Here is a 23,346-nt window from a genome sequence, read left to right on the forward strand (position 1 = left end):
AACAAGGTATTTTCGATAAGGACACGTTCAAACGGCCCACCTTCGCGTCAGGGTTCCTGACGGAGTAATATCAAACGTCAGACCACCACCCTCACTCTCGTCACCCGGATAGTAGTGGAAGCTGTCTTGTTCTGTTAGACCACCATCGTCTCTGAAGAGGCTGTACTCTATAACATACTGCTGTCGTTCAGCAACGTCTTTACGGACAGTTTGCTCGTCTGGCTCAACACTGATCGATCCTGAGAACACCCGGGCTTCGCCTCTGGAGAGGTCTCCATCTGTTCGTGAAAAGGCCATTTCGATTGTATAGGGACTCTCGGACCGGTTAAAGACGGTCACGGAGAGCATCGGGGGATCAGAGAGCAGCCCCGTACATCCAGCAAGCCCCGAGCAGAGCGGAATCGTGCCCGAAACAACGGTACGACGTTTCATACAATAAATGTCTGTTCAATCAATAAGTAATTTTAGAGGTGTTTGTCTGCCCATCAATACAATTAAAACAATCCATCTGTGAGTCTTTTTGTGACACGCTCACGGATACCTGTTAGCCCGTTTTGACGCATCCATGTCGTGTGGGTGCGCCAAGACGCAGTGATAGCAGACCGTACGAACGCCGCGGCGGACTGCAACCCATCAACGGCCGTGGTAGTCTTGCGACGCGACCGGTGGGCTTTTTCTGCCGGCCGACACAGTAGCGGTATGCACTATCGCGCCGTCGAGACGACCGACGAGTACGTCGCCCGCCTCGAGACGGGTGCCGACTGGCGGGCCGAGATCGAGTCCCTCGCCGACGCGGTCGACGCCGATGCCGCCTGGTTTACCGCGCTCGGCGCGGTCCAGGACGCCGAACTGTGGTTCTACGATCAGGACGAGTGTGCGTACGAGCCGATCGAATTCGACGAGCCCCTCGAGGTCGCGAGCTGCGTCGGCAACGTCTCGCTGCTCGAGGACGAGCGCTTCGCGCACACCCACGTCGTCCTCTCCGGGCCCGACGGCAACGCGGTCGCCGGCCACCTGAACGAGGCGACGGTCTGGGCCGGCGAGGTCCACATGCGCGTCTTCGATGAGCCACTCGAGCGCGAACACGACGAGACGACCGACCTCGACCTCTGGCTCTGACATGCGGGCGGAAGACGAACGCTACTTCGAACGGCTCGAGTCCCAGTTAGACGATGCGTTCGACGTGGCCGAGCGAGCCAAACGACGGGGTGGCGATCCGAAACCCGAAGTCGAGATCCCGACCGCACGCGACATGGCCGACCGCGTCGAGAACATTCTGGGCATCGACGGCGTCGCCGAACGGGTCCGCGAACTCGAAGGCGAGATGAGCAGGGAAGAAGCTGCCCTCGAGCTCGCGGAAGATTTCGCCGAGGGCCGGGTCGGTGACTACGAGTCGAAAGCCGGTAAGGTCGAGGGGGCGGTTCGCACTGCGGTCGCTCTGCTGACTGAAGGTGTCGTCGCCGCGCCGATCGAGGGGATCGACAAGGTCGAAATCCTCCAGAACGACGACGGCACCGAGTTCGTCAACGTCTACTACGCCGGCCCGATTCGCTCTGCGGGTGGGACCGCACAGGCGCTGTCGGTACTCGTCGCCGACTACACCCGCGCGCTCGTGGGGATCGACCAGTACAAGGCTCGAGACGACGAGATCGAGCGCTACGCCGAGGAGATCTCGCTGTACGACAAGGAGACCGGCCTCCAGTACACGCCCAAGGACAAGGAGACGAAGTTCATCGCCGAGCACATGCCGATCATGCTGGATGGAGAGGCCACCGGCGACGAGGAGGTCTCTGGCTTTCGCGACTTAGAGCGGGTCGACACCAACAGCGCCCGCGGTGGGATGTGTCTGGTCCTCGCGGAGGGGATCGCGCTGAAAGCGCCGAAGATCCAGCGCTACACCCGAAACCTGGATGAGGTCGACTGGCCGTGGCTGCAGGATCTCATCGACGGGACCTACTACGACGACGCTGCGGATACGGACGACGAGGGGAGCGACACGGATGCGGACGCGGACGACGAGGGAGACGGCAACGAGGAAGACGCAGCCGCCGACGGAGACGATGCCGCGGACGACGAACCCGAGGGCCCCCCGCGCGTCGAGGAGTCGACGAAGTTCCTCCGCGATCTGATCGCCGGTCGGCCCGTCTTCTCTCATCCCTGTGCAGAGGGCGGCTTCCGGCTGCGCTACGGTCGGGCGCGCAACCACGGCTTCGCGACCGCCGGCGTCCATCCCGCTGCGATGCATCTGGTCGACGACTTCCTCGCGACGGGGACCCAGATCAAGACCGAACGCCCTGGGAAAGCCGCGGGCGTCGTCCCCGTCGACTCCATCGAGGGGCCGACCATCAAACTCGCGAACGGCGACGTTCGGCGAATCGACGACCCCCAAGACGCCCTCGAGATCCGCAATGGTGTCGAGAAGATCCTCGATCTCGGCGAGTATCTCGTCAATTACGGCGAGTTCGTCGAAAACAATCACCCACTCGCGCCCGCGTCCTACACCTATGAGTGGTGGGTGCAGGATCTCGCGGCCGCCGGTGCGGACGTCCAGGCCTTCGAGGACGATCCCCGGATCGATCTCGAGTTCCCCGACGCCGAGGAGGCCCTCGAGTGGACCGCGGAATACGACGCCCCTCTCCATCCGGAGTATACGTACCTCTGGCACGACCTGTCCGTCGACGCCTTCTGTATGCTTGCCGAGGCCGTCGCTGACGGTCGGATTCGAGACGAGACGCTCATCCTCGACTATACCGAGCCGGTCCGCGACGCGCTCGAGACGATCGTCATCGAACATCGCCAGCGCGAGAGCGAGGGCCACATCGAGATCGACGACTGGCGGCCGTTCGTCCACACGGTCGGCTGTGAACCCCGCCAGACCGTCGCCGACGGCGCGACGCTCGAGCCAGAGCAAGCGCCAACGGTCGAACTCGAGCGCACCTGGACTGACGACGACCTCTCCGAACGCGCGCGGACGTGGGGACACGAGGCCGCGGGCGACAACGCCATCGAGGCGGTCAACGAGGTCGCTCCCTTCCAGGTTCGCGAGCGGTCCCCCACCCGGATCGGCAACCGGATGGGCCGCCCCGAGAAGTCAGAGCGCCGTGACCTGAGTCCGCCCGTCCACACGCTGTTCCCGATCGGCGAGGCCGGTGGCGCACAGCGTAACGTCGCCGACGCCGCCAAACACGCCGAGACGATGTCGGACACCCCCGGCGTCGTCGAACTCCAGATCGGCCGCCAGTGCTGTGAGACCTGTGGCACGGAGACGTTCAAAAACCGCTGTCCCGACTGCAACGAGCGGACGACGCCGGACTATCGCTGTCCTGACTGCGACCAGCGCCTCGAGCCCGACGACGCCGGCCGCGTCGAGTGCGATCGCTGCGAGCGCGAGGGAACCTGCGTCGAGACCCGCGAGATCGACGTTCACGATGAGTTCCGGAGCGCCCTCGAGTCGGTCGGCGAACGCGAGAACGCCTTCGAGATCCTGAAAGGTGTCAAGGGACTCTCCTCGCAGAACAAGGTCCCCGAACCGATCGAGAAAGGGATCCTGCGGGCGAAACACGACGTGAGCGCGTTCAAAGACGGCACCGTTCGCTACGACATGACCGACCTGCCGGTCACGTCAGTTCGGGCAAGCGAACTCGACGTCGACGTCGGCCAGCTCCAGGCCCTTGGCTACGAGGAAGACATCCACGGCGAACCGCTCACTCACGAGGACCAGCTGGTCGAACTCAAAGTGCAGGACATCGTCCTTTCCGACGGTGCGGCCGAGCACATGCTCCAGACCGCCGACTTCATCGACGACCTCTTGGCACAGTATTACGGCCTCGAGCCGTTTTACGAGTTCGAGGACCGCCAGGACCTCGTCGGTGAACTCGTCTTCGGGATGGCACCGCACACGTCGGCAGCAACTGTCGGACGTGTGATTGGCTTTACGAGCGCGGCGGTCGGATACGCGCATCCGTACTTTCACGCCGCGAAACGAAGGAACTGTGACGGTGACGAAGATTGCGTGATGCTGCTTCTCGACGGACTTCTCAACTTCAGTAAGTCTTTTCTGCCAAACCAGCGCGGGGGGAAGATGGACGCCCCGCTGGTCATGTCCTCGCGGATCGACCCCTCCGAGATCGACGACGAGGCCCACAACATGGACGTCGTCTCCCAGTACCCCCGCGAGTTCTACCTCGCGACCCGCGAGCAGGCCGACCCCGAGGACGTCGACGTCGAGATCGCCGAGGACACGCTCGGCACCGACACCGAGTACACTGGCTTCGAACACACTCACGACACCACCGACATCGCGATGGGCCCCGATCTCTCGGCGTACAAGACGCTGGGCTCGATGATGGACAAGATGGACGCCCAACTCGAGCTCTCACGGAAGCTCCGGGCGGTCGACGAGACCGACGTCGCCGAGCGGGTTATCGAGTACCACTTCCTGCCGGACCTGATCGGGAACCTGCGGGCCTTCTCACGTCAGGAGACGCGGTGTCTCGACTGCGGCGAGAAGTTCCGTCGGATGCCCCTGACCGGCGACTGTCGCGAGTGTGGCGGCCGCGTCAATCTCACCGTCCACAAGGGCTCGGTCAACAAGTACATGCAGACCGCGATTCAGGTCGCCGAGGAGTACGACTGTCGCGACTACACGAAACAGCGACTCGAGGTCCTCGAACGGTCGCTCGAGAGTATTTTCGAAAATGACAAGAACAAGCAAAGCGGGATCGAGGACTTCATGTGACCCGATCTTTTACGCTGCGCCCCTGACTTACAGCCACCTGCCACGCTGTTCTTGTTCGTGTGTCATACCGTGCGCTCGGTCGCTTGCGGAACAGCAACCGCTCACACCGCGGCCAATGGCCTGCCCGCCCCCGTTGGGCGGAAGCGAGGTGTGACTCGAGCAACCCCCGCATAATGCGTGCTGTGACTTTATTCCCGTCGCCGGCGTGGTCGGTCTATGGTCAACACTGGCGAGACACCGGCATCGGAAGGCGAGGAAGCGGCCGTCGAGGCGGTTCGGAAACTCAACTTCGGGCAGACGGTCTACGACGGGGACGGTAACGAACTCGGCCACATCCGTGGCTTCGAGCAGAGTGGCTTTTTTGTCACGACACGCGAAGGTGCCGAAGCGATGAGCGTCGAACACGCTCGGTCGGGCCACGAGTTCGGCGAAGCGCACCTGATGTGGCGCTGTATGGAGTGTGGCGAAATGGGCGATATCGACGGTGGACTCCCCGACGAGTGCCCGAACTGTGGGACCGGGCGCGAAGAACTGATGTACTGGACCGAAGACTGAGCGGGCTCGAGGCGAGTCGATTCAGTCCGGAGTTGGCAGCGGCGCGACCTGAAGCGGAGACTATTGGGTTTCGCGGGGGCTGTGATGCGTGGTTTTGGATACGTCGGTAGGTACCCATTTCAAATCGACGTTCAGACGCTTTACTGTCACTGTGTGCCGGTGGACCCGCGACCGTCCTGCGGGTGTACCGGCACTGACTGACAGCAGGCTGTCTCACTCGTGGGCACTGATACTGTCGGACAGCAGTCAGTGAGAAGTCGCTCGCGAAAACCGGCTGTTGACGGCGGTGACGGCCGAATATGAGCGAGCGATCTTCAAATAGTTCTGTCCGACAGTATGACGAACGGCTCTCCCTGTTCGGTACAGCAGTATTACGAAACGCGAGAATGATCATAACACAACATCCATTCTTCCGGGATATCCATACCAGATATGGCTGTTCCGCTCCGAAATTCCGCTGATCTTCCCTCTCCGAGCGTTCTGAAATACTATCTCTACAAATCGACAAAAGCGGTTGAATTTTATCGGCCAATTATGTATCTCTTCTTTCTCGCCCAGGGACTCACCTTCACGCAGATCGCCATTCTTGAAGCGATATACAATCTGACGACGCTGCTGGGGGAGATTCCGACAGGCTATATCGGTGACCGTGTTGGTCGGCGCAACAGTCTCCTTATCGGAACCGCCCTCATTTCACTCACACTGCTCGGGATCGGGCTATCCAGTTCCTTCGGGGCACTTGTGGTCCTGTACGTGTGTTGGTCGACAGGTTACAACTTTCGCTCGGGAAGCGAAGATGCCTGGCTGTACGATACGCTCACCGACGACCTCTCGGAAGACGAGTTCGCACACGTCCGTGGGCGGGGAGAGTCCGTTTCACTGGCGATTGGCGCAGGTGCGGCGATCGTCGGTGGCTATCTCGGAAGTATTGACCTCTCGTACCCGTGGTTCGTCGCTGCCACAGTCACGGCAATCGGTGTGTTCGTCCTCCTAACAATAGACGAACCTGAAACCTACGAACAAGCCGATACTACGGAACTGAGTTTTCGGCAGACACTCTCGATGATCCGTCGGACGGTCTCACAGCGTAACATCCGAGCGTTCGTTCTGTATTACTACGTTCTCTATGCGGCGGTGACGTACCTCGTGTTCGTGTTTCTCCAACCGATTTTCGAGACAGTCGTTCTCGACTTTGGTGTGTCGCAGACGCAGGTTAAATCACTGCTCGGATGGTTCTACGCGGCGTATAGTCTTTTCGGCGCAGGGCTGAGCTACTACACTGGTGCGATTCGCGACCGTCTCGGACTGCGACTGTGGTTTCTGGGACTGCCCTTCGTCGTCGGCGGGGCACTGGTGGGGATGTATTTCGTCCCGGTTCTTGCCTTGCCGACGTTCCTACTGGTTCGCGGGCTTTCTGATGTGACCCGATCGTTCGCTAGCCAGTACATCAACGATCATCTCGAGACGATGGGACGTGCGACTGTTCTCAGCGCGATGGCGATGGTCAGCGGACTCGCAGTTGTCCCCTTCCAACTTGGGAGTGGCATCATCTCCGACATCGTCACCCCATTGTTCGCTCTCGCCGTGGCTGGGGTCATCCTCATCATTAGTTCGACAGGGATCTTGCTCTGGGAGACACCTATCGAACGAGAACCGACGTAATACCGAACCGAAGGGTCGCTCTCCTCAGAACTCTTATCCAAGGGCGACGAACAGAACCCGATGCGAACGAGCTTCAATATTCCAGATGCAGTCGTCGAAGAGTTCGACCAGGTCTGGCAAGATGAGGGACTCGCCAACCGATCACGAGCAGTCCGTGAAGCGATGCAGGAGTACATCGAATCGCATTCACAACTCGAGGACTTGACGGACGATGTCATCGCACTCGTCGCCTTCGACTACCGTCATCACGAGGTGATCGGGGAACTCCACGGTGTCCAACACGAGTATCAAGACGTGATCCTCAACACTAGTCACACCCACCAGGGAGAGTGGTGTCTCGAGTCGCTGTTCTGTCAGGGTGCCGGCGAGCGGGTCCGAGAACTGACCTACCGGCTTCGTGATTTCGACGGCGTGAACCGGGTGAAAATCATGGTCCTCAGAGATAACTGAGAGCGGCGGAAGATCCGCAAATACTGTCGCTCAGTCTGCTGGCGTTGCCGCGGGCTTGGCAGGTTCAGTTGACGTGTTCGGATAGAGGTAAACCAACACGACGATCAAGACGATCTGAACTGCCTCGTCGACGTAGTCGACCACCCCGTATTCCGACTTGGCCACGAGCCAGATCGGGATCTGGACGGCCGTATACGGGACGCCGATGAGGTAGAGAAGGTGGCGTCGGTGGTTACGGAAAAATAGCACACGTACGCCGGTTGCAACTCCTGCGGTGCAGCAATTCTATATAGCGGATAGGGATTTATTCTGACGGCGGGCGTAGATCGACGATGGTGACACACATGGCGATCGAAAACTCACAACTCGCGTTCGGAACGACGGTCTATACCCAAGACGGTACGGAAATCGGCCAAATTCGCGGTGTCGACGAGGACGGGATCTACGTCACGCTCCGTGACGGAATCGAGGGACTGAGCGTCGAACACGTTCGATCGGGCCACGAGTTCGGCGAAGCGGAGCTCATGTGGCGCTGCTGGGAGTGTGGCGAGCTCGGTCGCCTCGAGAGCGATCTCCCCGACGCATGTCCGTCCTGCGGTGCCAAGCGTGAGGAGCTGTACTACTGGACTGAAGACTGAGCGCAGCCGGACAACAACCGTTTTTATCCCGCTCGCTCCACCTCGAGCCATGGACATCGTCGTCTTCGGGGCTGGCAGCCTCGGGAGTCTCGTCGGCGGGCTGCTCGCACGCGACCACGACGTCACGCTCGTCGCCCGCGAGGCCCACGCTCGTGCCGTTCGTGAGTCGGGACTGCGTCTCGAGGGTGCCGTCGACGACGGGCCGTCCCGTGTGGTCCCCGCGGCGACGACCGACGGGACGGGACTCGAGGCCGATCTCGCCGTCGTCACGGTCAAATCCTTCGACACCGCCGCGGCAGCCGACACACTCGCGACAGGGTCGATCGAGGCCGTGCTTTCGCTCCAAAACGGGATGGGAAACGAAGCGACGCTCGCAACGCGGCTCGATGCCTCAGTACTCGCTGGCACGGCGACCTACGGCGCGATCCTCCAGGAACCGGGGATCGTCGAGTGTACGGGTCCCGGCGAGATCGTGCTGGGGCCACGAGACGGGGGCTCCTCAGCACGTGCAGAGCGGGTCGGCGAGGCCTTTGCCGCGGCTGGCCTCGAGACGACCGTCGCCGACGATATGCCTCGCCGGCTCTGGGAAAAACTCGCGGTCAACGCCGGGATCAACCCTGTCACGGCCCTGACCGCCACTGAAAACGAGGCGGTCCGCGCCGAGCCAGCGGCCGACCTCGCACACACAGCGACCCGCGAAACGGCACGGGTCGCACGTGCTTGTGACGTGTCGCTGTCGAACCGCGAGGCACTGGCCGCAATGGAAACCGTCGCCGAGGCGACGGCCGCGAACACGTCCTCGATGGCCCAGGATCTCGCCGCCCAACGGCGCACCGAAATCGATGCGATCAACGGCTACGTCGTCGAGCAAGCGGCCGAGAATGGGCTCGAAGTGCCGACGAATCGAACGCTTACGGCGCTGATCCGGACGTGGGAACAGGGTCGTGGCCTTCGGTGAGCGATAGTCGCCACTGCACACCCAATCCCACGACAACCCTCCGATTAGTGTGACTCGGTTCAGTTGGCGCGCTATCGCTGCGATCGTTCTCGAAAATACCGAACCCGACGGATCGAACGCGCTAAACGGGGATTAGAACGGTGCTTCCGGTCCTTCGTCGGCTTCGCCGTCGTCGTCGACGGTCTCGCCGGGGAAGGAGGGGCTCATGCCGCCGCCCATGTCACTCTCGCCGTCCATGCCAGTGGAGGCGTTGACCTTCTCAATCTCGGGGATCTCTTTGACCATGCGGCTCTTGATCGCCTGGATCGTCATCGGCGAAATGCCACAGCCACTGCAGGCACCGCCGAGGGCGATGCTGACCACGCCGTTTTCGCGATCGAGGTCCTGAATCGCTGCGCTACCGCCGTGCATCTGAATCTGCGGGAAGTTCCGTCGCAGGAAGTTCGTCACGCGCTCCTCGAGGTCGTCCCCGTCGTTTTGGGTCTCGGTGCTCATGGACCCCACTTGGGTATCAGCCCCCCTAAACCTTCCGTCCTCACCGTTCGGCCGTCGGTGACGCCGACGGCTCTGGGCCCGCGTTAGGCGAAGCCGAACACGCGCTGAAGTTCGGCTTCGATCTCCTCGACGTGGCGCTCGAGGACCTGCTCGAAGCGCTCCTCGTCGACGAGCACGCCCGAGAGCCGACCGTAGGGGTCGTCGGGAAGCTCGACGCGGAACTCGCCGTCGCTCTCGTAGAAGGGCTCGCTCTCGTTGAGCACCTGCTGGTCGATCGCGTGGACGAGCTCGGAGTCGTACTGGTCGTTCATCCGGTTGAACGCGTTTTTGTACGCCTGCTGAAGCTCGGGGAAGTAGTTGGCGTACTTGTCTTCGAACTGCTCGGGGTCGAAGTCGGCCATATCCGACCAGAGGGTGAGCGACGACAAAAGTCGGACGATCGGTTCGTTCGACACCGAGTCACCCTGGTCTGGTCTGTCCCTGCCGTCCGATCAGCAGTTTCGGTACCAGTCCGCTGAAACTGTATTGGGTGCCTATACAGAGGCCCGCGTATGCAAGCGGAACGGCCACTCCGACCCTTGGCGACTCCGAGAACATGGGTACCAAACAGGAGCCCATTCCACCCGAAGCGCTCCCGCCGGGATGGGGACTGGCGAAACTCGATGACGATCGGTTCGTCTACCGGCATGGCAACCCTGTGATCGAGCTGATCGCGGACAGTACCCATCCCGATCGCTCCCATCCAGCGCTCGGGCTCTGTCGGTGCTGGGAGCTTCGCTACCAGCTCTTCCTTACGGATTCGACGATCGCTCGATCGATCGCTCACGTCTCGACGCGCCAAGCCGCCCTCGACGGCTTACTCGAGTGTATGCATAGCATCCACGAGGCCGCCGACACAGCCATCGATCCGGTCGCGGTCGAAGCGATACTCGACCGCGTCAGTTTCTCCGAACTCGTTCCAGACGAGGCGTCGTCGCCGGATCGCCGGCGGTAGGTTCGTTTCGCTTGCCGAGCCGTTCGCTCCAGCTGTGTAGGATTGGTATTACTAGACACGCCGCGTCAGGTGTGCTCGAACCGTCCGTTGACAGTCGCCACAGATGCCGTACAGCTGTGTCGCGGTCGACAGCAGCGGGTATCGAGCGGGACCGCTCGCGTAGATCGATTCGATGACTGATCGATACTGTGGTCCGCTCGGCTCGTCTCGAGGCGTCGACCCGGTAAGCTGTGCTTGCCGCCGGCTGAGACACGTCTTGAGGCGATCCTGATACGTCTCGAGCCGCTCGTGTTTGGCTCGCAAGTCGTCGAAGCCACACTGTAAGAACGACTCGTCAACCGTCATCTGTAGCCAGCCGACGATTTCGTCGATCTCCGCAATTGCCGTCTCGAGCGTCGACCGTTCTTCCCGTACGATCTCCCGTCGAGCCGCAAGCTCCCGGCGGCTGGTCGACACTGGCTCGAGCACCGCGGCTTTGAGTGGCGGCGTCCAGCCGGTGTCGGTCGCGAGTGCGCCGGCGACGTCTTCGGTCAGCGTGGTTGCCATCGCCTCGAACCGCGATTCGTCCTCGCAGCCGCTACTGTGTTGTCTGACGGTTTCGTCGAACGCCGTCCTGACAGAAGCACAGTGATCGTCCGATGCCGAGGGGGTCGCTCCACGTCCCTGAATCGCCTGCGTCGCCATCGGCGCTGCCGCCTGTTGGGCCTGCAACGCAGTCGGTTGTGCGGCTGGAACCGCCCGAACGCGGTCGGCGAACGCCTCGAGTGCCGCGTCGCGATCCGCGAGCGTCTCCCACTCCTCGGCGAGACACTCGAGCGCTCGGTGGGCCGTCGTCGCCCCCGTCATCGATCCTCCGCGTGGGCGCGAGTGCAGACGAGGCCGCCACTCGTCCGCTCGTCGGTCGTGACCACGAACTGCCAGTCGCCGTCGCCGAGCGCGGTAACCTCGTGTACACCCAGCGATGCCGTCGATGGTGCCGTCCGACGCAGGATGTCGATCCCGATCGGTAGCGTCGGAAACCGCCGCTCGCCGCTGTCGATCGCGTACTCCCGCAGGGTAACGGTCCAGACGCTCTCGCTGGTCCCAGCGGCTGACTCGCGTGTCACGCCGTACGCGCCGATCAGCGACAGCGAATCCAGATATGCGAGGCTCGTCGCGACCGGATCGTCGGCTGGATCGACCGGTGAGAGGTTCGCTGCTGCCGCCCGCAGCAATCGGGTTCGCTCGGTCGCCGTGAGGTGTCGATCGAGTTCGGCTGCGATCGTCTCGAGCAACACCAGACAGAGCGCGTTTCGGTCGGTCGTCGCCTCGGCAGCGGCCAGATACGTGTCCATGATCGCCCGCTCGACGCGCTCGTGATCGCGACTCGAGAGCGCCTCGAAGACGGCACCGGAGACATCGTGGCAGAACCCGATCAGCGGGCCGTCAGTCGTCCCAGCGTGTGTTTGATCGGCCGACCGGCGTCGCTCCCGTGCTGTCGTTGCGTGCCCGGGCGTGTCACTGGTCTGTCCCTCGATATCCGCTCGCGTCTGTTGGACGATTGGATCGTAAAACGGGAGTTGTGGATCGTATCGTCTGAGGGCGGCGCGGTACTGTTCGGTCGCGCGTGCGGCGTCCGCTGCGTCCGGACGGGTCGCGAACCGCCGCCCGGCGACCGGGACGGGCTGTTCGCCGGAGCGAGCACAGACGACGTTGTATTCCCCGTCGTCGCTGGCCAGCCGTTCGATGGAGCGGCGAATCTCTCTGAGCGTCGTTCCGACCATGATTGTCTCCAGTAGGTTCGTATGCTTTAGGCCAACCTAAACCACTATAAGTTCTCCGGATTTTAGGCAGACCTAATAGTGGCTAGGCTCCACGGTGGTAGCCAAAAGCGATTGTCGGATCGGCACGTAGCTACTCATTCACGGCTATTGTGGCCGGTTTCAGCCGCCTCGAGCCACGCTCGCTGTCGGCAGACGTAAACTGGATAATGATATATTGAATACGCCTGCAGACCGGCTGTCGGTGGCAGCACAGTGTTTATACCGGATAACAAGTTATTGGCAGTAGCGACGTCTGTCGTTCACTGACAGTTGGCTCCCCATGACTACGCAGATCCCGTTCGCGATCGACTTTCACGTCCATTCCGAGGACTCCTACGACGGCCACGAGCCGGTCGAACTCATCCTCGAGCACGCCGCTGACATCGGTCTCGACGGGGTGGTCATCACTGACCACGACGAGATCGACGAGTCGCTGCGTGCTGCTGCTCTCGCACCCGAGTACGATCTGATCGGGATTCCCGGCGTCGAAGTCTCGACCAAACACGGCCACCTGCTGGCGATCGGCGTCGAGAACCGACCGGAGCCCGGCCAGGCGTTCATGGACACTGTCCAGACCGTCCGCGAACTGGGCGGCGTCGCGATCGTCCCTCATCCATTCCAGCGTAGCCGCCACGGCGTTCGGAAACGCCATATTGCTGATGCCGACGCGATCGAGACCTACAACTCGATGGTCTTTACGGGATACCGAAATCGGCGCGCGCGCCTCTTTGCGAATCGACGGGACTATCCCCAGATCGGAGCCAGCGACGCCCACTACCTCCCCAACGTGGGCAAATCCTACACCGAAGTCCTCGTCACGCCCGACACGGCGTCCCCGACGAAAACCGACATCGACGGCGACGATCTCATCGCGGCGATTCTCGAGGGCCGAACGCAAATCTACGGCAAGCGGACGCCGATTCGCAAAAGTGCCGTCCAGTACGGAAAGGGCGCGGTGCGCAAGTCGGCGTACGTGTTTACTTCGCGCGCCCCGTTACTGCCGACCGTACCGGCGTCGATGGACCGATAGCCTGGGTCGCCCGGATCAGGACAGTTGCTCGCCGACGAGTTCGTCAGCGTGTTTGATGAATGCTCCTTTGTGCTCACTGGGAATCGTCGCCCCTGCTGCGACGTCGTGGCCGCCGCCGTCGCCGCCGACTGCTCTCGAGGCCTCGCCCATCACAACCGAGAGATCGAGTCCCTGCCGGACGAGCGAGTGGGTGCCGCGTGCGGAGACTTTCAGCTCGTCGTCGTTTTTCGCTGCGAAGGCGATGATCGGCTTCGAGCGGCTGATTCCCTCGTTGCCCATCGCCATCCCCGCGACGATCCCGACGATCGTTTCGCGGATCTCCTCGCCCGCGTCGAACCACTGGATGTGGGCTTCTTCGGTCGTCCCCTCGCGGGTGACGAGATCGATCCCGTTCGAAAGGTTTCGTCGGTGCTCGGCCAGGAGTTGCCGGGCACGCTCGAGTGCGCCGTCACGGTTCCCCAGACAGACTCCAAGCCCCACGTCAGCGCGCTCATAGCGGGCGGTCGCATTGAGCAGCGTCGAGAACTCGCTTGCATCCCGGAGTTCGGTGCCGACCGGTTCCTCACTCAAGACGTAGGCCGTGCCGACGAGTTCGTCGATCTTCGCTGCGGGGACGCCGCTCGAGACGGCTTTCCGGACCAGTGCGCTGGCGACGGTCTGTTTCTCTTCCCCTGAGAGGTCAGCCCATCGTCGCCACTCGCCGTCGCGTTTCAACTCGAGATCGAGCCCGTCGAGAAAGCGCAACGCACCGTTTGCGTCGTTCGAGACGCCCGGAATGTGGACGTCGGTGGCGTACTCGAGGAGTTTGGGGAGCGGGCGGGTCTGTTTGCCATAGAGGGCGAGGTCTTTGCCCGTCTCGAGGACGCCGGCGTCGACGCCCTCCGCAACGATCGCCTCGTTCGCCCCGTGGAGTTCGCCGCCGGCGGCCTGCATGTCGCCAACGGCACCGACGACGGCGAGCGCGGCGAGGTCGCGGTTGTCGGCGCGGGCCGTCGTTCCTGCTGGGCCGGCAACAGTTCCGCCATCAGTTGCGGTGGCTGGTGAACTGTCAGATACGTTCGCGAGCGCCCGCGCGAGGACGTAACTCGCGCCGGCTCCCGACAGCTCCGAGGCCCCGTTGATGCCGACCAGCAGCGGGTTGAGGTGGTACTCGGTGTCCCGGTCGGCGGGTTGGTGGTGGTCTGCGATGATCGGCGTGAAATCGCCGGCGTCCTCGTACTCGCCGATCACGTCGAGCTGGCCGCTCCCGAAGTCGGTAAACAGGACGGTGCCGTAGTCGGTCGCCGCGATGGCGGCGATCGCGTCCTCGTCGAGTTGCTTCTCGAAGACCGTCTCGAAGGGGATCGCCGCCCGCTCGAGCGCTTGGGCAGCGATCGCGGCGCTCGTGAGTCCGTCGGCGTCGATATGCGAGGCGAGCAACACGCGATCGGCCGCACACAGCCGTTCGGCACAAGCGTGTGCACGATCCTCGAGTTCGGGAACCGGCCCTGCCATCGGGGAAACGTGAGTCGGCTTCGCTCATAAACCCGCGGATCACTGGCTCACCGCGTCCCGTTCGCGGAGTCGCCTCACAGCGGTGGGTTCGATCAGTCGTTGTCGGTCGCTGCGTCGACGGTTTCCGTGGCCAACCGTTCGAACGTGGCCTCGCTTGCGACGAGATCGACGTCGATGCCGTGATCCGCAGCCGTCTCGCGGGTCGGCTCACCGATGACGCCGACGACAGCGTCCTCGAGGCCTGCAATCGCGTCCCCGCGGAGTCCCCGCTTGGCGGCGGCCTCGAGGAAGTGCTCGACGGTCAGCGACGAGGTAAAGCAGGCAGCGTCGAGCCCGCTGTCGGCAGCCAGCGCGGCTGATTCGCCGCTATCAGTGGGGCGAACCAGCCGGTAGAGGATCGTCTCATGGACGTACGCGCCCGCGTCCGCGAGTCCCTCGAGCAACACCGGACTGCCGTGGTCGCTGCGGGCAACCTCGACACATGCGCCGTCGACCTCGTCACCGAGCGATTCGACGAGGCCACTCGAGGTGTATTCCTCGGGAACGACGTCGACCGCATAGCCCTCCGCACGGAGGGCGTCGGCCGTCGCGGGACCGATCGCACACACGATTTCATCGCTCTGTTCCCAGCCCGCCTCTGAGATGAGCTCCGCGCCGGTCTTGCTCGTAAAGACGATGTAGTCAGCGTCCGTTCGCGGGACGGCGTCGGTCGCCTCGACGGCTAGCATCGGATCGGGGATCGGCTCGACGCCGCGATCCTCGAGGAACGCGATGGCCTGCTCGAGCCGGTCGTCGTCGGGCCGGAAGACGGCCACGGTGGGTGTCTCGCCCATTGGTTACGCCTCCCGGCCGCCGTTTTCGGCGGCCGACCCGTATTCGGTTTGCAGGAAGTCGACGATCGACTCGCGCGTGCCCGCGACGTCGCCGATCACCGTCACTGCGGGCGGCGAGATTCCTTCCTCATCGCGCACGTCGACGATGGTCTCGAGTGTGCCAGTGGCGACCTGCTGGCCGGGCCAGGTCCCCCGTTCGATGAGCGCGACCGGCGTTTCGGGAGCCATGCCGGCCTCGCACAGCGCGTTCGTGTAGTCGGGAAGACGACCGACGCCCATCAGGACGACGATGGTGCCGCCGGTAGCGGCTAAGGCGTCCCAGTCGACAGCGGATTCTTCCTTGGTCGGGTCCTCGTGGCCCGTGACGAACGACACCGACGAGGCGTGATCCCGATGGGTGACCGGGATACCGGCGACGGCGGGTGCGGCGATCGCCGAGGTGACTGCAGGGACGACCTCGAAGGGGATTTCGTGGGCCGCGAGATACTCCGCTTCCTCGCCGCCGCGGCCGAAGACGAACGAGTCGCCGCCCTTGAGCCGGACGACGGACTTCCCCTCGCTGGCGAGTTCGACCAGCCGTTCGTTGATCTCCGACTGGGGCGTGCGCTCGCCGCCGGCGCGCTTGCCGACGTCCTCACGGCGCGCTTCGGGGAGCTGATCGATGATCTCCGGGCCGGGAAGCTTGTCGTGGAGGACCACGTCGGCGGTCTCGAGCAGCCGTTTCGCCTTGACGGTCAACAACTCGGGGTCGCCGGGGCCGCTGCCGACGAGGTAGACGGTACCGGGTTCCGCGTCGATGTCGGAGTCTGCCATTCGATATGTCCTCGCTATTTCCCCGCGGGTGTATCTTCTTCGGAGACGTCGTCCTCGCCAGCTGCATCGATCAGCTCGGCGGCACCGCGATCCGCCAGGTCTTGTGCGAACTCGCGAGCGGCCTCGGCGTGGCTCTCGATCGGCAGATCTCGGCTCCCGGTCACCGACTCCTCGCCGTCGCCGTCGAAGACGCTGACGGTCGTGTGGACGTACTCGCCCTGAACGACCGCGTAGATGCCGACCGGCGCGATACAGCCGCCGCCGAGTTCGGCCAGGATCGTCCGCTCGACGGTCGTCTCGACGCGGCTCCGCGGATGGTCGATAAGCTGTTGCAATTCGCGGGCGGTCTCGCCGTCCCGGGCGGTCACCGCGAGCGCGCCCTGTCCCGGCGCGGGAACGAAGGTCGACCGCGGCAGCTCCTGATAGTCGACGTAGTGATCGAGTCGGCTCCGCTCGAGGCCGGCGTGTGCGAGAACGATCGCGTCGTACTCGGTCTCGACCTCGCGGCCAAGCGCCTGGCGCTCGAGTTCCGAGAGCTCGTCGAACCACTCGTCGACGGTGCGGTCGTACTCGGCCTCGAAGTCCTCGTTGCCGGTATTCCCTTTGCGTTCTTTGTCCGCCTCCGAGCGCTGCTGGTGTTCTTCCTGTAGCGCTGGCGCGAGCAACTTTTCGAGGCGCGTATCGATGTTCCCCCGCAGCGGCTCGACGTTGAGATCCGGCCGCTCGGATAGCAACTCGGCGCGCCGGCGGAGACTCGAGGTGCCGATAGTCGCGCCGTCGGGCAACTCCTCGAGCGTCGATCCATCGGGCGTCACGAGGATGTCCCCCGGTCGTCCGCGCTCGGGTACCGCGGCGGTCACGAGCTCTTCGGGCTGTTCGGTTGGCATGTCCTTCATCGAGTGGATCGCCCCGTCGAGGTCGCCCTCGAGGACGCGCTCGTCCAGTTCGCGGACGAACGCACCCGTCTTCCCGAGGCGGTGGATCAACTCGTCTGTGATCTGGTCTCCCGTCGTCTCGACGGTGACGAGTTCCACCTCGTACCGGCGGTCCTCCAGTGCCTCTTTTACCAGCGAGGCCTGTCGCCGGGCGAGCGTGGATCCCCGCGTCGCCAGTCGTAGCGTCCCGCGCGTTCTCATAGGCGTCAGTGGGTGCCTCGGGTATGAAAAGCGCACGCTTGTCCGACGAGGGGCGTTCCCCGTCTGGATTCTCATGCAGTTGAGCAATGGTCAGTGATGCTCGCCCCGCGATGCTCTGCTACGGGCTGCTGTCCCGCTTTCCCGGCCCGGCCGCAGTGCGGGTCGCGGTCCCACCGGAACTGACGTACAGTAGTTCGTATGAGTCCAGCACTGATTGTAGGCGAGATGCGATCACGGGCAGACGGACTAGTACTTCCGTGTCACGGGTTTTGCGAATATATTCGTCCATTCTTTTATCATGGTCTGGTGATTGGATACGTCCGATGAGCGATACGCTCTACGAACGACTCGGTGGCGAAGACGCGATTGCAGCCGTCGTCGACGAATTCTACGACCGCGTCGTTGCGGACGAACAGGTTGCGTACCACTTCGAGGACGTCGATATGCAGAAACAGCGCGCCCATCAGACCCAATTCATCAGTTCGGTCGCGGGCGGACCGGTCGAGTACACCGGCGATGATATGAAAGCCGCCCACGACCATCTCGGTATCACTCCCTCGGAGTTCGAGGCGATCGCGACCCATCTTGGGGATGCACTCGCCGTGTTCGATGTCGACGAGGCCGACCGGCAGGCGGTCCTCGAGGCAGTTGCAGACTACCAGGACGATATCGTGACTGCGGCTGACTAATCGCTCGGCTGACTATAGTGCGTCCTTGTAGGCCTCGAGCGTCCGCTCGACGTCTTCCTCGGTGTGGCCGTAGCTGACGAACTGACACTCGAATTGGTTCTGTGAGAGGAAGATATCTTGGTCTTTCATCTGTCCCCAGAAGATGCGCCGCCAGCGCTCGGTCTCGGCGTTTTTCACGTCGCCGGCGTTTTTCGGACAGTAGTCATACCGCGGACAGGTTGGGTTCTGCTGGCAGCCGGCAGTGCACTGTTCCTCGAGCGAATCGGGGCCGGGCCCGTCACGGGTAAAGATCACTTTGAACATGCTGTCGGTCCCGGTGACAGTGTAGCTGGGTGCCTGATCGGCGACGATGTCGGTCAGGCCGCTGCGCAGTCGCTCACCGAGGCCGTTGACGTGGTCGTAGACGTCGTTTTCCGCGGCGAACTGTAGCGTCTCGAGGCCGGCAGCCATCGTGACAGGGTGGCCGGAGAAGGTGCCGGCCTGGAAGACGTCGCCAGTCGGTGCGAAGCCCTCGATGATTTCGGCGCGGCCGCCGATCGCACCGACGGGGAAGCCCCCGCCGATGATCTTGCCGAACGTCGTCAGATCGGGCGTAATCCCGAACTCGCTTTGGGCACAGCCGAGGCCACCGACGCGGAAGCCGGTGATCACTTCGTCGAAGATCAGCAGCGCGCCGTGTTCGTCGGTGATTTCGCGAAGGAACTCGTGGTAGCCGTCTTCGGGGTAGACGATGCCGTAGTTGCCCAGGATAGGCTCGGTCATCACGGCTGCGATGTCGTCGCCGTGTTTTTCGAAGACCTCACGGACGGCCTCCTCGTCGTTGAACGGCACCGGGAGGGTATGATCGGCAAACGATTGTGGAACGCCGGCGGAGGAGGGTGTCGGATTATCGGCGTCGCCTTCGACCAGCGTCGACTCCTGTGCGCCGTGGTAGCCCCCCTGCATGACGACGATCTTGTTCCGACCGGTGTAACCCCGCGCGAGACGCACGGCGGAGGTCGTCGCCTCGGTTCCGGAGTTGACAAAGCGGAGCTTCTCGACGCTTGGAACGTGGCGGACGACGAACTCCGCGAGGTCGACTTCGATCTCCGTTGGGGTCCCGTACATCGGTCCCTCGCTGGCTTTCTGTTGGATACCCGCCTGCACGGGCTCGGGCAGATCGTGGCCCAACAGTAGCGGGCCGAGTCCCATCACCCAGTCGATATAGCGGTTGCCGTCGGCGTCGATGACGTGGCCGCCGTCGCCTTTCTGGACGAAGAACGGATACGGTTCGATCGCCGCGCGAACGGCGGAGTTGACGCCGCCGGGCAGCACCGACAGTGCCCGGTCGTACAGCGCTCGAGAGTTATCGTCGGTCATGCGCGCCCCTTCGGATTCGGACGGGAAAGGAGTACCGAGGTCGGGTCGGTTCGCGGCCCATCGTTGGCCGCCCGCATCCGCCTCATGTCCGGCCGGGCTGGAGACCGAATCGGTCCTCGGAGAACTGCTCGTTTTCTGGAACTGTAACAGAAATCAATGATACACGCCAAGATTGAAATAGTCCGATCGGACATATTCGATCGTGAAACGAAGGAGTAAGTTACTTTTCGCCGGCGTCGGCGTCGTGTTACTCTTCGGTGTCCTCGGAACGACGGTGATGAACGCCTCCGCGGCGTTCGTCACGCCGACCTCACTCGAGAACGGCGACTACAACGGCGAGTGGGTCAACCTCGAGGGGAAAGTCGCCAACCTCGAACAAGACGGCACCGACATCCGGTTCGATGTCACGGACAACAACACGTCCGTCGACGTCGTCTACGACGGGGCGATGCCCGAGACGATGGCCGAGGGCCGGATCGTCGTCGCGAAAGGCACCGTCGACGACGGTTCGCTCGACGCGTCCGAACTCTCCGTCCGGGCCCACGAGGGCAGCGGCGGCGGGAACAGTACCAACAGTACTGCAATGCCACCGACCGAACGGGAATAACGACATGGGGACGATCAGCGTCGATGGCGTGACGAGACGGCTCGGCTCGACGACCGCGCTTCGTGACGTTTCTTTTACTGTCGACTCCGGTGAGCACGTCGGGCTGTTCGGCCCCAACGGCGCGGGGAAAACCTCCCTGATGCAGCTGCTGTCGACGCTTGCCTCACCCGACGATGGCCGTATCCGGATCGACGGCGATGAGGTGACGCCGGACGCGACTGCGGTGCGCGCGAAACTCGGCGTTGTCAGCCATCGGCCGATGGTCTACGGGACGCTTACCGCTCGCGAAAACCTGCGATTGCACGCCCGGTTGCGAACCGTCGACGCGGAGCGCGTCGAACGGGTCCTCGAGGACGTGAACCTCCGAACACACGCCTCGACCCGCGTCGAGGACTTCTCGCATGGCATGACCAAGCGCCTCTCGATCGCGCGGGCGGTGCTACACGATCCGACGGTCCTGTTGCTCGACGAACCGTACGCCGGCCTCGACCAGCGGTCGGCGATGGACCTCCAGCGGATCCTGACGCGGTTCGACGACCGAACCGTCGTCATCGCGACCCACGACCTCGAGCGGGCCGTCGACGACTGTGACCGCGCGCTCGTACTCGTCGACGGCACGCTGGAACGAACCGTCTCGCTGACCGACCTCGACCGCCACTCGTTCGAGACCGAATATCTCGAGGCAGTCGGCCGCTCTGATCTGCAATGACCGACAGTACTGCCGTTAGCTACTGGCGGACCGTCCTCGAGGTCGCGCGCAAGGACCTCCGCATCGAGTTGCGCTCGAAGCAAGTGCTCAACACCGCGGCCGTCTTCGCGCTCTTGGTCGTCATCATCTTCGCGTTCAGTTTCGCCCGCACGTTCGCGAACATCGACGTCGTCGCAAGCGGTGCGCTCTGGGTTGCGTTCGTCTTCGCCGGGACGTTCAGCGTAAGCCAGAGCGTCGCCGTCGAAGAGGCCGACGCCGGCCTCGACAGCCTGTTGCTCGTTCCCGTCGACCGCTCGGCGATCTACGTCGGCAAGGTCGTGAGCAACACCGCGTTCACGGCGGCCGTCGCCGTCATCACGCTCGGGTGTATCGTCGTCTTCCTCGATTTCACCGTCCTGCCGGGCACGACTCCGCTGTTGTTGCTCGTCATCGCCCTCGCGGCGTTTGGCTTTGCCGCGACCGGCGTGTTGATCGCGACGATTACGGCTCGAGCCCGGCTCAGCGACCTCCTGTTGCCGCTGTTGCTCGTGCCGCTCGTGATTCCGGTGTTGCTCGCTGGCGTCGAACTCACGCGGGCGATCTCGGAGGGACTGCCGCTGTGGCGGTGGTTCCGACTCCTGCTGGCCTACGACGGCGTGTTGTTCCTGATCGGAGTCGCGCTGTTCGAGTACGTCGTCGAACGATAGGACCGCTTCGATCCGTTCCCGCCAATCTGTTAGCGGTGCTGTATTTTACAACAGCTGGTTGCTGGAGTCGTAACCCAGCGAACGATAAGTACAGGTGAAGAACTGTTTGATTCTCAGTAGAACAGGAGAGTGTTTGATTATTGTATAGTAGGTGGTTTATTTCTGGATGTGCCAGCACGGTACATTATAATAGCCACTGCTTCGACAAGGAGAACAGGTAGAATACTACCCACAATAAACACAGCAACGATACTCAGGATAAAGATGCTACCAGCTAAAACAAGCGGCGAGCGACGATTTTGAGTTGAGGCCTCACGATACACGAAGCGTGCAATGAACGCTTGGATGACAAGGTAGATGGGGGTACCAATTCCGAATGCAGGCATATAGCGAATACCTTATCGAGGAGACATATGTTTTCGGGTTGTCGTTCAGTTTTCATATCTACATGCTGACTGGTTCAGCGAAATTCGAACGAAATCAACCGCTGTGAACCGGTCGCTGGTTCCCCGCCGGTGGCAAACCGGCTTACAGGTACCGATACGCGGCCAGTCCAATCGCGATGACGGCGACGAAGCCGGCGCTCACCAGGCCGAGCGGGAACTCGCTGGCCCCTGGACTGCCGTTGGTCTGGTCGCTGGCAACCGATTGACTGGATTCGGTGATGCTCACGGAGATCTGTTCGTCCGCCTCGAGCGGCCCCGTACTCGTCACCATCGGCATCGGTGCGTTGGCTTCGACGAGGTTGTCGGAGACCTCGACCTGAGTCAGGTCGTATTCGGCGAACTGGATCGCGAGCTGCTCGACGTCGTAGCCGACCGGTTTCTCGAACGCTCGGTCCTCGAGGCGATAGTACACGTTGACGGTGGTCGTCTCCTGTGGACCGATCATCGTCTCGACGGTCGCCGTGCCGTTCGTCTGGCTGACCGACGTGCGTTCGTCGCCGACCATTCCCGTGACGACTTCCGCGTCCGATGGCACTGCAAAGGAGACGTCACCGGCGAACGGCCGATCGGCACCGTTTTTGACGGAGACCGTCTCGACGACGAACAGCCCGGTGCCGTTTTGTGTCGGTCCAACGTTCAGGAGGTGGTTCACCGGTTGGTCGCCACTGAGCGTCAGTGCATCTCGATCAGTCGAGGGCGTCGGCAACTCGAAGGTCGTGTTCGCTGCGTCGTCGCCGGTCGAGACTGCCCGCTCGTAGGTGGCCCCGTTCGCCTCGATCTCGAGGGTGTAGACGCGATCGGGCTGGACCGGCCCGATCGTAAACGAGCCGTCGGTCGCGTTCGTCTGTGTCACAGTGGGGCCGTACTGGCTCGTGACGGTGACAGTGGCGTTCGAAATCGGCGTGCCGTTCTCGTCGACGAGTTCGCCCGAGATCGTTTCGTTCAGGACGAAGTCGGGTTGTTCACCATCGTCGACGAGGGCGTAGTGTGTCGTGCCCTCGTGCTCGAGTTCGATGAAGTAGGTGATGGCACCCTCGACGGACTCGTAGCTGAACGAGCCGTCTTCGACCGTCGTTTCGGTCTCGTTGCCGATGAGTTCGTTGCTTGGGTCAAGCGGCGCGATCGTGACCGTTTCACCGTCTGCGGGGCCGCCGTCGACGGTGACGGTTCCGGAAACCGGCTCAGCAGTGGCGGTCGCGGGGACGATTAACAGCGATACGAGGACGACGAAGCCGAGGACTGTCTTTCTCAT

General features: G+C 62.8%; 25 protein-coding genes. 13 read left to right on the forward strand and 12 right to left on the reverse strand.

Annotation, left to right across the window (positions count from 1 at the left end; genetic code table 11):
• Positions 1 to 27 precede the first annotated feature (27 nt).
• The gene (locus BSG09_RS12160) at positions 28 to 432 is read right to left on the reverse strand and encodes a hypothetical protein (RefSeq protein WP_217650122.1); all 405 of its coding nucleotides are present in this window, start codon (positions 430 to 432) and stop codon (positions 28 to 30) included.
• Positions 433 to 699: 267 nt separating this feature from the next.
• Here BSG09_RS12160 and BSG09_RS12165 point away from each other — a divergent pair, with 267 nt between their 5' ends.
• From BSG09_RS12165 to BSG09_RS12185, 5 genes are all read left to right on the forward strand, one after another.
• Positions 700 to 1,119: a PPC domain-containing DNA-binding protein gene (locus BSG09_RS12165; protein ID WP_092933481.1), complete on the forward strand. Its 420-nt coding sequence runs from the start codon at positions 700 to 702 to the stop codon at positions 1,117 to 1,119.
• 1 nt (position 1,120) lies between these two features.
• Positions 1,121 to 4,738 (forward strand): DNA polymerase II large subunit, encoded by a 3,618-nt coding sequence (locus BSG09_RS12170; protein WP_092933483.1) that lies wholly within the window; start codon positions 1,121 to 1,123, stop codon positions 4,736 to 4,738.
• Between the two features lie 216 nt (positions 4,739 to 4,954).
• Positions 4,955 to 5,293 (forward strand): TFIIB-type zinc ribbon-containing protein, encoded by a 339-nt coding sequence (locus BSG09_RS12175; protein ID WP_092933485.1) that lies wholly within the window; start codon positions 4,955 to 4,957, stop codon positions 5,291 to 5,293.
• Between the two features lie 432 nt (positions 5,294 to 5,725).
• On the forward strand, positions 5,726 to 6,955 hold the full coding sequence (locus BSG09_RS12180) for an MFS transporter (RefSeq protein WP_217650123.1): 1,230 nt from the start codon (positions 5,726 to 5,728) through the stop codon (positions 6,953 to 6,955).
• Between the two features lie 60 nt (positions 6,956 to 7,015).
• Positions 7,016 to 7,405: a CopG family ribbon-helix-helix protein gene (locus tag BSG09_RS12185; RefSeq protein WP_092933489.1), complete on the forward strand. Its 390-nt coding sequence runs from the start codon at positions 7,016 to 7,018 to the stop codon at positions 7,403 to 7,405.
• 30 nt (positions 7,406 to 7,435) lie between these two features.
• On the opposite strand, the gene BSG09_RS12190 is transcribed toward BSG09_RS12185, so the two are convergent.
• Positions 7,436 to 7,654 carry a hypothetical protein gene (locus BSG09_RS12190; RefSeq protein WP_092933491.1) on the reverse strand — a complete coding sequence of 73 codons (219 nt, stop codon included), beginning with the start codon at positions 7,652 to 7,654 and terminating at the stop codon, positions 7,436 to 7,438.
• Between the two features lie 83 nt (positions 7,655 to 7,737).
• On the opposite strand from BSG09_RS12190, the gene BSG09_RS12195 reads away from it, so the two are divergent.
• Both BSG09_RS12195 and BSG09_RS12200 read left to right on the forward strand, forming a co-directional pair.
• Positions 7,738 to 8,043 carry a DUF7130 family rubredoxin-like protein gene (locus BSG09_RS12195; protein WP_394328124.1) on the forward strand — a complete coding sequence of 102 codons (306 nt, stop codon included), beginning with the start codon at positions 7,738 to 7,740 and terminating at the stop codon, positions 8,041 to 8,043.
• A 49-nt stretch (positions 8,044 to 8,092) separates the two neighbouring features.
• Positions 8,093 to 9,001: a ketopantoate reductase family protein gene (locus BSG09_RS12200; RefSeq protein ID WP_092933495.1), complete on the forward strand. Its 909-nt coding sequence runs from the start codon at positions 8,093 to 8,095 to the stop codon at positions 8,999 to 9,001.
• 132 nt (positions 9,002 to 9,133) lie between these two features.
• Here the strand turns inward: BSG09_RS12200 and BSG09_RS12205 are convergent, their stop codons facing one another.
• Together BSG09_RS12205 and BSG09_RS12210 are read right to left on the reverse strand one after the other, a co-directional pair.
• Positions 9,134 to 9,496 (reverse strand): NifU family protein, encoded by a 363-nt coding sequence (locus tag BSG09_RS12205; RefSeq protein WP_092933497.1) that lies wholly within the window; start codon positions 9,494 to 9,496, stop codon positions 9,134 to 9,136.
• Positions 9,497 to 9,579: 83 nt separating this feature from the next.
• Complete coding sequence (locus BSG09_RS12210) at positions 9,580 to 9,897, reverse strand: DUF5783 family protein (protein ID WP_092933572.1); 318 nt, start codon at positions 9,895 to 9,897, stop codon at positions 9,580 to 9,582.
• A gap of 194 nt (positions 9,898 to 10,091) precedes the next feature.
• Here BSG09_RS12210 and BSG09_RS12215 point away from each other — a divergent pair, with 194 nt between their 5' ends.
• A complete protein-coding gene (locus BSG09_RS12215; RefSeq protein ID WP_092933499.1) occupies positions 10,092 to 10,490 on the forward strand; it encodes a hypothetical protein in 399 nt (132 codons plus the stop codon).
• Between the two features lie 51 nt (positions 10,491 to 10,541).
• Here the strand turns inward: BSG09_RS12215 and BSG09_RS12220 are convergent, their stop codons facing one another.
• Positions 10,542 to 11,336, reverse strand: a complete 795-nt coding sequence (locus tag BSG09_RS12220; RefSeq protein ID WP_092933501.1) for a DUF7260 family protein — start codon at positions 11,334 to 11,336, stop codon at positions 10,542 to 10,544.
• On the reverse strand, positions 11,333 to 12,253 hold the full coding sequence (locus tag BSG09_RS12225; protein ID WP_092933503.1) for a DUF7551 domain-containing protein: 921 nt from the start codon (positions 12,251 to 12,253) through the stop codon (positions 11,333 to 11,335). Before BSG09_RS12225 ends, BSG09_RS12220 begins: the two co-directional genes overlap by 4 nt.
• A gap of 319 nt (positions 12,254 to 12,572) precedes the next feature.
• On the opposite strand from BSG09_RS12225, the gene BSG09_RS12230 reads away from it, so the two are divergent.
• Positions 12,573 to 13,322 (forward strand): PHP-associated domain-containing protein, encoded by a 750-nt coding sequence (locus tag BSG09_RS12230; RefSeq protein ID WP_092933505.1) that lies wholly within the window; start codon positions 12,573 to 12,575, stop codon positions 13,320 to 13,322.
• 15 nt (positions 13,323 to 13,337) lie between these two features.
• Here the strand turns inward: BSG09_RS12230 and BSG09_RS12235 are convergent, their stop codons facing one another.
• From BSG09_RS12235 to hemC, 4 genes are all read right to left on the reverse strand, one after another.
• A complete protein-coding gene (locus BSG09_RS12235) occupies positions 13,338 to 14,816 on the reverse strand; it encodes a single-stranded-DNA-specific exonuclease RecJ (protein ID WP_092933507.1) in 1,479 nt (492 codons plus the stop codon).
• A gap of 92 nt (positions 14,817 to 14,908) precedes the next feature.
• Positions 14,909 to 15,649, reverse strand: a complete 741-nt coding sequence (locus tag BSG09_RS12240; protein ID WP_092933509.1) for a uroporphyrinogen-III synthase — start codon at positions 15,647 to 15,649, stop codon at positions 14,909 to 14,911.
• Positions 15,650 to 15,652: 3 nt separating this feature from the next.
• On the reverse strand, positions 15,653 to 16,462 hold the full coding sequence (gene cobA, locus BSG09_RS12245; RefSeq protein WP_092933511.1) for a uroporphyrinogen-III C-methyltransferase: 810 nt from the start codon (positions 16,460 to 16,462) through the stop codon (positions 15,653 to 15,655).
• Between the two features lie 14 nt (positions 16,463 to 16,476).
• Complete coding sequence (hemC, locus tag BSG09_RS12250; RefSeq protein WP_092933513.1) at positions 16,477 to 17,598, reverse strand: hydroxymethylbilane synthase; 1,122 nt, start codon at positions 17,596 to 17,598, stop codon at positions 16,477 to 16,479.
• 323 nt (positions 17,599 to 17,921) lie between these two features.
• Here hemC and BSG09_RS12255 point away from each other — a divergent pair, with 323 nt between their 5' ends.
• Entirely contained in the window at positions 17,922 to 18,287 is a 366-nt protein-coding gene (locus BSG09_RS12255; RefSeq protein ID WP_092933515.1) for a group I truncated hemoglobin, read from the forward strand.
• A gap of 12 nt (positions 18,288 to 18,299) precedes the next feature.
• Here BSG09_RS12255 and hemL read toward each other — a convergent pair whose 3' ends face one another.
• Complete coding sequence (hemL, locus tag BSG09_RS12260; protein ID WP_092933517.1) at positions 18,300 to 19,646, reverse strand: glutamate-1-semialdehyde 2,1-aminomutase; 1,347 nt, start codon at positions 19,644 to 19,646, stop codon at positions 18,300 to 18,302.
• A gap of 202 nt (positions 19,647 to 19,848) precedes the next feature.
• Between hemL and BSG09_RS12265 the strand changes: the two genes are divergently transcribed.
• From BSG09_RS12265 to BSG09_RS12275, 3 genes are read left to right on the forward strand one after another with little or no spacing between them, the layout of a single operon-like run.
• Positions 19,849 to 20,253, forward strand: coding sequence for a cytochrome c maturation protein CcmE domain-containing protein (locus BSG09_RS12265; protein ID WP_092933519.1), 405 nt, complete (start codon positions 19,849 to 19,851; stop codon positions 20,251 to 20,253).
• A 4-nt stretch (positions 20,254 to 20,257) separates the two neighbouring features.
• A complete protein-coding gene (locus BSG09_RS12270) occupies positions 20,258 to 20,962 on the forward strand; it encodes an ABC transporter ATP-binding protein (protein ID WP_092933521.1) in 705 nt (234 codons plus the stop codon).
• Positions 20,959 to 21,648 carry a heme exporter protein CcmB gene (locus BSG09_RS12275; protein WP_092933523.1) on the forward strand — a complete coding sequence of 230 codons (690 nt, stop codon included), beginning with the start codon at positions 20,959 to 20,961 and terminating at the stop codon, positions 21,646 to 21,648. The genes BSG09_RS12270 and BSG09_RS12275 overlap by 4 nt, the downstream gene beginning before the upstream one ends.
• Before the next feature lie 528 nt (positions 21,649 to 22,176).
• Here the strand turns inward: BSG09_RS12275 and BSG09_RS12285 are convergent.
• Positions 22,177 to 23,346, reverse strand: a complete 1,170-nt coding sequence (locus BSG09_RS12285) for a carboxypeptidase-like regulatory domain-containing protein (protein ID WP_092933527.1) — start codon at positions 23,344 to 23,346, stop codon at positions 22,177 to 22,179.

The sequence above is a fragment of the Natrinema hispanicum genome (assembly GCF_900111485.1).
In the GTDB taxonomy this organism is placed as follows: domain Archaea; phylum Halobacteriota; class Halobacteria; order Halobacteriales; family Natrialbaceae; genus Natrinema; species Natrinema hispanicum_A.

Bases quoted from the DNA above. Each gene is read 5' to 3' on its own strand.
- BSG09_RS12220 (WP_092933501.1), bottom strand. From the start codon at position 11,336: ATGACGGGGGCGACGACGGCCCACCGAGCGCTCGAGTGTCTCGCCGAG.
- BSG09_RS12185 (WP_092933489.1), top strand. From the start codon at position 7,016: ATGCGAACGAGCTTCAATATTCCAGATGCAGTCGTCGAAGAGTTCGAC.
- BSG09_RS12210 (WP_092933572.1), bottom strand. From the start codon at position 9,897: ATGGCCGACTTCGACCCCGAGCAGTTCGAAGACAAGTACGCCAACTAC.
- BSG09_RS12235 (WP_092933507.1), bottom strand. From the start codon at position 14,816: ATGGCAGGGCCGGTTCCCGAACTCGAGGATCGTGCACACGCTTGTGCC.
- hemL (WP_092933517.1), bottom strand. From the start codon at position 19,646: ATGACCGACGATAACTCTCGAGCGCTGTACGACCGGGCACTGTCGGTG.
- BSG09_RS12240 (WP_092933509.1), bottom strand. From the start codon at position 15,649: ATGGGCGAGACACCCACCGTGGCCGTCTTCCGGCCCGACGACGACCGG.
- BSG09_RS12165 (WP_092933481.1), top strand. From the start codon at position 700: ATGCACTATCGCGCCGTCGAGACGACCGACGAGTACGTCGCCCGCCTC.
- BSG09_RS12270 (WP_092933521.1), top strand. From the start codon at position 20,258: ATGGGGACGATCAGCGTCGATGGCGTGACGAGACGGCTCGGCTCGACG.
- BSG09_RS12285 (WP_092933527.1), bottom strand. From the start codon at position 23,346: ATGAGAAAGACAGTCCTCGGCTTCGTCGTCCTCGTATCGCTGTTAATC.
- BSG09_RS12195 (WP_394328124.1), top strand. From the start codon at position 7,738: ATGGTGACACACATGGCGATCGAAAACTCACAACTCGCGTTCGGAACG.
- BSG09_RS12175 (WP_092933485.1), top strand. From the start codon at position 4,955: ATGGTCAACACTGGCGAGACACCGGCATCGGAAGGCGAGGAAGCGGCC.
- BSG09_RS12170 (WP_092933483.1), top strand. From the start codon at position 1,121: ATGCGGGCGGAAGACGAACGCTACTTCGAACGGCTCGAGTCCCAGTTA.
- hemC (WP_092933513.1), bottom strand. From the start codon at position 17,598: ATGAGAACGCGCGGGACGCTACGACTGGCGACGCGGGGATCCACGCTC.
- BSG09_RS12200 (WP_092933495.1), top strand. From the start codon at position 8,093: ATGGACATCGTCGTCTTCGGGGCTGGCAGCCTCGGGAGTCTCGTCGGC.
- BSG09_RS12275 (WP_092933523.1), top strand. From the start codon at position 20,959: ATGACCGACAGTACTGCCGTTAGCTACTGGCGGACCGTCCTCGAGGTC.
- BSG09_RS12230 (WP_092933505.1), top strand. From the start codon at position 12,573: ATGACTACGCAGATCCCGTTCGCGATCGACTTTCACGTCCATTCCGAG.
- BSG09_RS12215 (WP_092933499.1), top strand. From the start codon at position 10,092: ATGGGTACCAAACAGGAGCCCATTCCACCCGAAGCGCTCCCGCCGGGA.
- BSG09_RS12180 (WP_217650123.1), top strand. From the start codon at position 5,726: ATGGCTGTTCCGCTCCGAAATTCCGCTGATCTTCCCTCTCCGAGCGTT.
- BSG09_RS12205 (WP_092933497.1), bottom strand. From the start codon at position 9,496: ATGAGCACCGAGACCCAAAACGACGGGGACGACCTCGAGGAGCGCGTG.
- BSG09_RS12225 (WP_092933503.1), bottom strand. From the start codon at position 12,253: ATGGTCGGAACGACGCTCAGAGAGATTCGCCGCTCCATCGAACGGCTG.
- BSG09_RS12255 (WP_092933515.1), top strand. From the start codon at position 17,922: ATGAGCGATACGCTCTACGAACGACTCGGTGGCGAAGACGCGATTGCA.
- BSG09_RS12160 (WP_217650122.1), bottom strand. From the start codon at position 432: ATGAAACGTCGTACCGTTGTTTCGGGCACGATTCCGCTCTGCTCGGGG.
- cobA (WP_092933511.1), bottom strand. From the start codon at position 16,462: ATGGCAGACTCCGACATCGACGCGGAACCCGGTACCGTCTACCTCGTC.